Here is a 9,221-nt window from a genome sequence, read left to right as displayed (position 1 = left end):
GGCTCAGGCGTACGGCGGTGGCCTTGAAGTCGGCGCTGTACCGAGTGGTCGTCCTCGGACCTGGCTTGGGCATGGGGCACTCCTGAAACGTTAGGTCAGGGTGTCCACTAAACCGTAGGAACTATCGCGTCGGCTTGAATGAATTGTTATAACTCAGCCCTAGAACAGTCTTTTCTTGAGATCTGAAAATGCATTCAATCCGCCTCGCCAATCACTTCCGGTCTTTGGGAGTATGAACGGGTAGCGCGAGTCATCTTGGAAAAGAAGCTTGTAATGCTTCCCGTCTTCGTAGATGACGAATCCAATATCCTCGAGCTCCGCACGGACGGATGCGGTTAGCGATGTGTACTGGCGCAATGCTTCTTTAAGGCGATCCAAGATTTCTTCACGATCACCAGGGTTCTCATTGCTTTCAATTAGAGTTTCAAGAACGTGGCGTCTACGAGAGTGTTGCTCGGAAGAATCTGCAGCAATCTTGAGAGCGTCTGTAATAAGGCCAAGTTGCTCGCCTTGGTATAGATCGGACTCGCTTGTCTCGAGATGTATGGAGGTCTCGCCATCTTCGGATGTGGAGCGAGATTCACGCTTGTTGTAGCGGGCCCTAATGAGTTCTGCTTCGAGGCGCTGTATTTCTTCGTCTTTGGCCGATATTTCCTTGTCAAAATGCTCTATGTATTCGTCAATATTGCCAGAGCCAGATGCACGAAGGGCATCAAGCTTTTGGCGAGAAGTCATTTCTTGCAGGTATGACCAAGTGCATTCGCGTCGCAGGCGCTGATAGAGCAACGAAAGCCTAATTTTTTTAGCAATCGCGGATTGTAGCGAGCTCGGTACGTTCCATTTGCTGGGTAGGTAGATCCATTTTCCGACTCCATCAGGCCAGTAAATAGCTACTGCGCCACCATATACATTTTCACCATAAACTTGGCGCATGATTTGAGATGAGAATTTTCTGCTCGGCTCAACTACAACGTGAGCCATTCCAGAAAGCCACTTAGACAGTACATGTGGCTCCAAGATGAGAGCTTCCGTCGTGTTACGGCTCGCATAAACGACAGGCATAACGCTTCCGGTGTCAGCGCATATGATCTTCTCTGCAAGATCGGTGTCCGTCTCTGACAGGAAGATTGGGTCATCTGTGACAGGAAGGCTCCCGTCATAGCCGCCTGAGAATTTTTCCATCAGAAGTTTAGCGATGTAGGGGCGCTTCCCTTGCTCGAGACGTTCAACCGGGAGCTCAGAATCAACACTGAGTTGAATGCTTGCCAAAAAGTTTCCGCTAGATTTGTGGCCGATAACCTCCGTTACCCAGCGAACTTCGTCATTGTCTGTTTTTTCATAACGAACTCCTCCGGATGAGTCTGTCTCTGACTCATAGAACCCGAAATTGGCTGATTCGTGTTCATCTCCAAACTTCCCTTCACGCACATCGCTTGGGATTTCCGCGGCAAGCTTTGTGTGTGGGCTCTTTATGATCCAAGTGCGGCAGCAGTCCATGAACTCAGCCATTGTCGTGGATGAGGCGATCGGGAACTGTGTTTTGAAGGTCAGCATTGCGAAAAACTCCCCCTGAGTTCTAACGCTGGAGTTAAGCGGCGGCGCAGCCGTCCGCCTTGAACGAGTAGTTAGCTGTGCGTGCCCGCAAACCAAATCGGGACGAGGAATACGATGAGCACGAAAACAGCGAAGCCCCAAGTCCATGGCTTCTTACTTACAAGTGTGCAGCCAAGACCTATGATCATTGCGATAAGGAAATATGATGCCACCTCGCCAAGCCTGTAGGCCAAACCACCGGCATTTACTGTGGGCTGAGGTTGCAAAAGCATGGCGACGACGCCAACCACGATTGCATAAAGCGTTGCAGCGGAAACAATCATCTTGAACTGATTGGATCGACGAACGCTAGGCTTTTTCGAAGCTTGCTTCCTTACGGGTGGAAGTTCTGGTGGCAGGTCACTTGGTGCCGGAGTGGTGCCAATCGTTGGTTCGATACGAGTCACGTAGATCCCCTTTCAAGCTAACGCTTGAATTCAGCGGCGTGCGCATCGGCTTGAACGAATTGTTAGCGCCCACCCGTGTAGTCACGGGCGATGCGCTCAAGCTCGTCTGGAATGTACGGTCCAAACTCGTTCCAGTCCGAGAAGTCCGACAGTAGCTCTGGATTGGCAAAGCTGCGCCGGGCCTGCTCATAGTATGGGACTTGAACCCGACGTACGAAGTCCGCGAACTCGCTGAGGTTTGGCTGGGGCTGGTCACTCGACCCGCTGAGATTGTGGATGATCGGTCCTGCGCTGAGGAATGTCATGCAATAGGAAAGCCCCTGCGGCCCAAGGAAATCCTTAAGCGCGGCCGACGAGGTATGGTCTTTTTGATCGCAGTCGCGCTGATGGATGACCTTGAAATCATGGGGATGGCCCTCGCTCCGCCAAATGACGTAGCCCTTACCGACATCATCGATCTTCTCGCCGCAGGTGTCGCAGTACCAGACGCTCAGTGGTTTATCCATTTGCGAAAGTCTCTCTGTGGGCGCTAACTACAAGTAGACCCCGCATCCGGGGTGATAAACGCAAGGCTGCGCCCGGGCCGTCGGGGGTGTCAAGGAAGGTTCCCTGGGCGTTTCAATCGCTTGCGTGAGAGGTGGGGCGCTTGCGCCGTTCTGATGCGGTCGCGTTATCCGGCGATTCCGCCGTGATAAGTGTTATCAGCCCGCATTCGGGGTGATAAAGCGGCAGATCGGACCGGGGTGCAATGGCGTGTGGTCACTTTTGCCCGATGGAAAGCCGTGGCCTCGACGGGCACGCCCGCGCTCAGTACACCTCGCGCACCCACAGCGCCTCGTCCTTGAGTTTCTCGCGCTTCGGCTTTCCTTTCAGCGGCGGCAGTTTCACGGCGGGTTGGGTCGCGCCGTCGTGGGGCACCTGGTCGAGCAGGTGGCGGATCAGGTTGAGGCGGCCGCGCTTCTGGTCGTTGAAGTCGACCACGTGCCACGGCGCACAGTCGGTGTGGGTGGCCTCGAACATGCGGTCGCGGGCGCGGCCGTAGTCGGCGTATTTCTCGCGGGCGGCGAGGTCGATCGGCGACAGCTTCCAGCGTTTGGCGGGATCGGCGGCGCGCTCGGCGAAGCGCTGTTCCTGCTCGGCCTGGTCGACCGCCAGCCAGTACTTCATGAGCTGGATGCCGTCGTCGACCAGCATGCGCTCGAACTTCGGGCATTCGCGCAGGAAGCGGCGGTATTCGGCGTCGCTGCAGTAGCCCATTACGCGCTCGACGCCGGCGCGGTTGTACCAACTGCGGTCGAACAGCACGATCTCGCCAGCGGCGGGCAGGTGCGCGACGTAGCGCTGGAAATACCACTGCGTGCGTTCGCGCTCGTCGGGTTTCGGCAATGCGGCGATGCGGTAGCCGCGCGTGTTGAGCTTCTCGGTGATCGCCTTGATTGCGCCGCCCTTGCCGGCGGCGTCGCGGCCCTCGAACACGACCAGCAGGCGGCGGCCGTCGCGCACCAGCGCGTTCTGCATGGCCACCAGTTCGCGCTGCAACTCCTTCAGCACATCCTGGTAATCGTCGCGTTTCATGGCGGCCCCGGCACAGGGCGGCATCCGCGCAGCGGCTTCCGCCGAAAGCTTATGCGACGGCCGCGGATACGGCGGCGCCGTTTCGTTCCGCGGCCTCAGCGCTCGCCCAGCCGCGGCATCAGGCCGGCGAGGTTGCACGGCTTGGTGCGCGCGTCGAGCTGCGCCTTCAGCAGCTTGTCCCAGGCGGTGCGGCAGGCCGAGGTCGAGCCCGGCAGGCAGAACACGAAGGTGCCGTTGGCGAGGCCGGCGAATGCGCGCGACTGCATGGTCGAGGTGCCGATCTCCTCGTACGACAGCGCGCGGAACGTCTCGCCGAAGCCGGGCATTTCCTTGTCGAGCAGCGGGCGGATCGCCTCGGGCGTGGAGTCGCGCCCGGTGAAGCCGGTGCCGCCGGTGACGAGGACGCCGTGCACGGCCGCGTCGGCGATCCAGCGCGAGACGATCGCGCGGATCGTGTAGATGTCGTCCCTGACGATTTCGCGGTCGTGCAGCGCGTGGCCGGCTTCGCCCAGCGCCAGCACGAGGAAATCGCCCGAGGCGTCGGTGTCGGGCGTGCGCGTGTCCGAGACGGTCAGCACGCAAAGATTCAGTGGAACGAAGTCGGCCTGGGCGCTCATGCGCGGCAGCCTAGCGTGCCGCGGGCGGGGGTGGAAGCGGGTCGCGACCCGCGGACCACCCTCGCCCCGACCCTCTGCCGCCAGCGGGAGAGGGCGACGAGATGCGTCGCGGGCAGGCCCGCGCAGCAACGTAGGGCGGTTCCGCGCCTTGCGCGGAGCCGCCGGGTGCGCCCGTCGGCTGCGGGGCGATTGCGGCGGGCGTGCGTGTGGCGGTCGCTTGGTGGATCGCCGCCGGCGCGGCGATCCACCCTACGGGGCCATGCGGCTGCGCGGCTGATCCTGGCGCTCAGCCGAGGTCGGCGGGCGGCAGGCCGGCGCGGTGGCGTTCGGCCATGGCGCGCAGCAGCGCGGCGAAATCGCGCGCGTAGGCGGTCATGTCGAACAGGCCGCTGTCGCGCTTGCGCTCCGCCAGTTCGGCGCGCAGCGCGGCGCGTGCGCCGGCATCGCGGCCGAGGCGCACCGCGGCGTCGACGAAGGCCTCGTCGCCGGCGACGTTCAGCGCGTCCGTGCCGAGGTGGTGGTTGAGACTGGCGGCGACGCGCGCGGCGAAGGCCTCGCCCGGCCGCGTCAGCACCGGGCAGCCGGCCCAGATCGCGTCGGAGGCGGTGGTGTGCGCGTTGTAGGTTTCGGTGTCGAGGAACAGGTCGGCGTGGCGGTACAGCGCGAGGTAATCGAGGTGCGGGCGTTTGGCGGCGAACGCCAGTCGTGCCGGATCGACGCCGTGCGCGCGTGCCGCCTCGCGCAGGCGCTCGTCGGCGCCGTCGGCGCCGCTCAGCAGCCACAGCGCGGCGCCCGGCACCGCGCGCAGCACCGCGCACATGCGCGCGAAGCTGCGCGGGTTGAGCTTGAAGCCGTTGTTGAAGCAGACGTACACGGCGCCGGTTTCCGGCAGGCCGAGGTCCGCGCGCGACGGCGGCTCGCGCAGCGCGCGGGTCGGATCGGAGGGTTGGTAGCAGCGCGGCAGGTAGGCGATGGCTTCGGAAAAGTGCGGGCGCAGCGCAGCCGGCAGCACGCAGCGGTCGGCGATCGCGTAGTCCATGAAGGCCGCGCCCATCGTGCCTGGGTAGGCCAGCCAGTTCACCTGCAGCGGCGCAGGGCGCAGCGCGAACACCTCGGGCGTGCCGCCGCCGCAGTAGCCGTCGAGGTCGAGCAGCACTTCGACGCCGCTGGCGTGCACCCGCCGCGCGACCTCGAACGCCGGCAGGCCGGCGACGTCGTGCAGCGCGTGCGCGGCGGCGCGCAGCCGCGCACGCAGCGGGCCGCCGTCGTCGCGGCTGCTGGCGAACAACTGGAACGCGACATCGGTTTCGCGCAATCGCTCGAAGAACGCCGCGGTGAGCAGCGCGGTGGCGTGCTCGCCGAAGCCGTTGGCGAGGAAGCCGACGCGCAGCGGCGCGCCGGGCGCGCGGCGCGGATGCGCGAAGGCGAGCCGTGTGCGTTGCGCCGTGGCGGCGCGCTCGATGCGCTGCGCGTGCAGGCGCGCGCAGGCGAGCTGTTCGGCCGGCGTACTGTCCTCGGCGAGGAACGCGAACGGCGCGACGCCGGACTTGCCGGCGGCGACATGCGCGCGCATCCGCGCCGACAGCGCGTCGAGGCCGTCCCAGTCGCAGCGCGAGCGTTTGACGAAGGCGAGCTGGCCCAGCGCGTGGCCGTGCGCGGGATCGAGCCGCAGCGTGCGTTCGTAGGCCGCCGCGGCGCGCGCGAAATCGCCGCGCTCCTCGGCCATCAGGCCGACCTGGTAGGCGAGGCGCGCGTCCTGCGGCGCCAGCGCGGCGCCGGCGGCGTAGGCCTCCTCGGCGTCCTCGAAGCGGCGCCGCGCGGCCAGCGCATGACCGAGCAGCAACGCGGCGTCCGCGCTTGGCGCCAGCGTCTGCGCGCGGCGCACGTGCGCCTCGGCGGTTTCGGCTTCGCCGGCCTCCAGCTCGACGCCGGCGAGGTTGAGCCAGGCGGGTGCGTAATGCGGCGCGGCGCGGGTCACGGCGGCATAGGCTTCGCGCGCGCCGGCGAGGTCGCCGCGCGCGCGGCGCGCGTTGCCGAGGCCGTTCAGCACGGCGGGATGGCCGGGCGCCAGCGCCAGTGCGCGCGCCAGCGCGCGCTCGGCGCCTTCGGCGTCGTCGCAGGCGAGCAGGGCGCTGGCAAGGTTGGTGTGCGCCTCGAATGCGCCCGGCGCCAGCGCGATCGCCGCATCGAAGGCGCTGCGTGCTTCCGCCGGTCGTTCCAGCCGCAGCAGCGCCGCGCCGTGCAGGCGCGCGGCCTCGGCGGCGGCGGGAAACTGCATGCGCGCGATGCGCGCGGCGTGTTCGGCGTCGGCGCTGCGGCCCTGTTCGAGCAACGCGACGACGCGGTCCAGGCTGGCGGCGAGATCCATGCGCCTCGGCGGCGGTGATGGCGGAACCCGGACGCTAGCGCAGGCGGCGCGCGCGCGCCAGCGGGATCACAGCGCCAGGTGGTAGGTGTGCATCGCCTCGTCGCGCGTCCAGCCGTGGGCTTCGTACAGGCGCTGCGCCTCGGCGTTGTCGCGGGCGGTTTCGAGCTGCAGGTAGCGCGCGCCGGTGGCGCGGCCGTGCTCGCGCGCGGCGTCGAGCAGGGCGCGGGCGACGCCGCGGCCGCGCGAATGCGGCGCGACGAAGAGATCGTTGAGCAGCCACGCGCGGCCGGTCTGCACGGAGCTCCACAGCGGATAGAGCTGGGTGAAGCCGACCGCGGCACCGCCGTCGCGGGCGAGGAAGACCACCGACTCGTCCGCCTGCAGGCGTGCGCGCAGGAACGCGGCCGCGCGCGCGCGGTCGGCGGGCTGGCCGTAGAACTGGCGGTAGCCGTCGAACAGCGCGGCGAGGTCGTCGAGGTCGGCGAGGCTGGCGCGGGCGATGGCGAGGCTCATGCGTGCTCCGTGAGCGCTTGCAGCAGGTCGGCCTGGTGCTCGCTCGCGAGCGCGTCGACCAGCTCGTCGAGGTCGCCGTCGACGACCTCGGGTAGGCGGTACAGGGTCAGGTTGATGCGGTGGTCGGTGACGCGGCCCTGCGGGAAGTTGTCGGTGCGGATGCGCTGGCTGCGGTCGCCGGAGCCGACCTGCAGGCGTCGCGACTCGGTCTGCTCGGCGGCCTGCCTGGAGCGCTGCGCGTCGAGCAGGCGCGCCTTCAGCAGCGCCAGCGCGCGCGCGCGGTTCTTGTGCTGGCTGCGCTCGTCCTGGCACTCGACCACGATGCCGGTCGGCAGGTGGGTGATGCGGATGGCCGACTCGGTCTTGTTGACGTGCTGGCCGCCGGCGCCGGAGGCGCGGTAGGTGTCGATCTTCAGCTCCGACTCCTTCACCTCGACGTCCTCCACCTCGTCCAGCTCGGGCAGGATCGCCACCGTCGCCGCCGAGGTGTGGATGCGCCCCTGCGACTCGGTCGCCGGCACGCGCTGCACGCGGTGCGTGCCGGACTCGAACTTCAGGCGCGAATAGGCGCCCTTGCCCTCGACGCGCGCGATCACTTCCTTGTAGCCGCCGTGCTCGCCCTCGTGCGCGGACAGGATCTCGACGCGCCAGCGCTTGCGCTCGGCATAGCGCGCGTACATGCGGAACAGGTCGCCGGCGAACAGCGCGGCCTCGTCGCCGCCGGTGCCGGCGCGCACTTCGAGGTAGAGGTTGGCCTCGTCGCGCGGATCCTTCGGGAGCAGCAGCAGTTGCAGCTCGCGCTCGAGCCCGGCGAGGCGTGCTTCCAGTCGCGCGACGTCCTCCTGCGCCAGCTCGCGGAAGTCGGGATCCTTCAGCATCTCGCGGGTGTCGGCGAGATCGCGCACGGCGGCGTCGTATCCGGCCAGCGCCGCGGCGACCGGGCCGAGCTGCGCGTACTCGCGCGACAGCGCGCGGAAGCGCGCGCCGTCGGCGTGCGCGTCGGGCTGCGCCAACAGCAGGCCGAGTTCCTGGTGGCGCTCGGCGAGCTGTTCGAGCTTGCGGCGGATCGAGGGCGTCATGCGGGGGGCGTCACGGCTCGGACGAGCCTGCGTCGTCCAGGCCGTACAGCCGCTCGGCGGCATGCAGCAGGTCGAGGTCGCCGGCCTGCGCCGCCTCGCGCAGGCGCGCGCTGGGCGCATGCAGCAGCTTGTTGGTCAGCGTGTTGGCGAGGAAGGCCAGCGCCTCTTCCGGCGCGCGTCCGTGCTCGAGCATCGCGCGCGCGCGCGCCAGCACCTCGTCGCGCTGCGCCTCGGCGTTGCCGCGCAGCGCCAGCAGCGGATTCCTCACCGTCAGCGCGCGGCGCCAGGCCATGTAGCGCTCGACCTGCAGGTCGATGATGGTTTCGGCCTCGCGCGCGGCCGCTTCGCGCGAGCGCTTGTTCTCGTCGACCACCTGGCGCAGGTCGTCGATCGTGTACAGGAACACGTCGTCCAGCTCGGCGACGCTCTGCTCGATGTCGCGCGGCACCGCGATGTCGACCAGGAACATCGGCCGGTGGCGGCGCCGGCGGATCGCCTGCTCGACGGTCGCGCGGCTCAGCACGGGCTCGCGGCTGGCGGTGGAGGCGATCACGATGTCGGCTTCGGCGAGGTGCTGCGGCAGGTCGGCCAGCGCGACCGCGTAGCCGCCGACGCGCGTGGCCAGCGCCTGCGCGTTTTCCGGCGTGCGATTGGCGACGATCAGGCGGCGCACGCGGCGGTCGACCAGGTGGCGCGCGGCCAGCTCGATGGTCTCGCCGGCGCCGATCAGCAGCACGCAGGCTTCGCCGAGGTCGGTGAACATCTGCTCGGCGAGGCGCACCGCGGTGAACGCGACGGAAACCGTGTGCGCGCCGATGTGCGTGTCGGTGCGCACGCGCTTGGCCACCGCGAAGGTGTGCTGCAGCAGGCGGTCCATCGGCGCGTGCAGGGTGTGCGCGGCACGCGCGAACTGATAGGCGTCCTTGACCTGGCCGAGGATCTGCGGTTCGCCGAGCACCATCGACTCCAGCCCGGTGGCGACGCGGAACATGTGGCGCACGGCCGCGCCTTCGTCGTGGCGGTAAAGGAACTCGTCGAACCGCCCCGCGGTCAAGCGATGGTGGCGGCG

General features: G+C 67.0%; 9 protein-coding genes. All 9 read right to left on the bottom strand.

Annotated features, from left to right (window positions below):
- Positions 1 to 159: 159 nt before the first annotated feature.
- Positions 160 to 1,554, bottom strand: a complete 1,395-nt coding sequence (locus ABFC67_RS06955; RefSeq protein WP_346737265.1) for a hypothetical protein — start codon at positions 1,552 to 1,554, stop codon at positions 160 to 162.
- A 71-nt stretch (positions 1,555 to 1,625) separates the two neighbouring features.
- Positions 1,626 to 2,000, bottom strand: a complete 375-nt coding sequence (locus tag ABFC67_RS06950; protein ID WP_346737264.1) for a hypothetical protein — start codon at positions 1,998 to 2,000, stop codon at positions 1,626 to 1,628.
- A gap of 62 nt (positions 2,001 to 2,062) precedes the next feature.
- Entirely contained in the window at positions 2,063 to 2,506 is a 444-nt protein-coding gene (locus tag ABFC67_RS06945; RefSeq protein WP_346737263.1) for a hypothetical protein, read from the bottom strand.
- Between the two features lie 301 nt (positions 2,507 to 2,807).
- Positions 2,808 to 3,575 (bottom strand): polyphosphate kinase 2, encoded by a 768-nt coding sequence (ppk2, locus tag ABFC67_RS06940; RefSeq protein ID WP_346737262.1) that lies wholly within the window; start codon positions 3,573 to 3,575, stop codon positions 2,808 to 2,810.
- Between the two features lie 95 nt (positions 3,576 to 3,670).
- On the bottom strand, positions 3,671 to 4,192 hold the full coding sequence (gene moaB, locus ABFC67_RS06935; protein ID WP_346737261.1) for a molybdenum cofactor biosynthesis protein B: 522 nt from the start codon (positions 4,190 to 4,192) through the stop codon (positions 3,671 to 3,673).
- Positions 4,193 to 4,478: 286 nt separating this feature from the next.
- Positions 4,479 to 6,560, bottom strand: coding sequence for a tetratricopeptide repeat protein (locus ABFC67_RS06930; protein ID WP_346737260.1), 2,082 nt, complete (start codon positions 6,558 to 6,560; stop codon positions 4,479 to 4,481).
- Positions 6,561 to 6,626: 66 nt separating this feature from the next.
- A complete protein-coding gene (locus tag ABFC67_RS06925) occupies positions 6,627 to 7,073 on the bottom strand; it encodes a GNAT family N-acetyltransferase (protein WP_346737259.1) in 447 nt (148 codons plus the stop codon).
- Positions 7,070 to 8,152 (bottom strand): peptide chain release factor 1, encoded by a 1,083-nt coding sequence (gene prfA, locus ABFC67_RS06920; protein WP_346737258.1) that lies wholly within the window; start codon positions 8,150 to 8,152, stop codon positions 7,070 to 7,072. The genes ABFC67_RS06925 and prfA overlap by 4 nt, the downstream gene beginning before the upstream one ends.
- Positions 8,153 to 8,162: 10 nt before the next feature.
- Positions 8,163 to 9,221, bottom strand: a 1,059-nt coding sequence (hemA, locus tag ABFC67_RS06915; RefSeq protein WP_346737257.1) for a glutamyl-tRNA reductase, incomplete at its 5' end; no start/stop codon positions are given.

Source organism: Mizugakiibacter sp., from assembly GCF_039680435.1.
GTDB lineage: Bacteria > Pseudomonadota > Gammaproteobacteria > Xanthomonadales > Rhodanobacteraceae > Mizugakiibacter.
The sequence above is the reverse complement of the archived record's forward strand: the minus strand, read 5'-3'. Positions and strand labels throughout refer to the sequence as shown.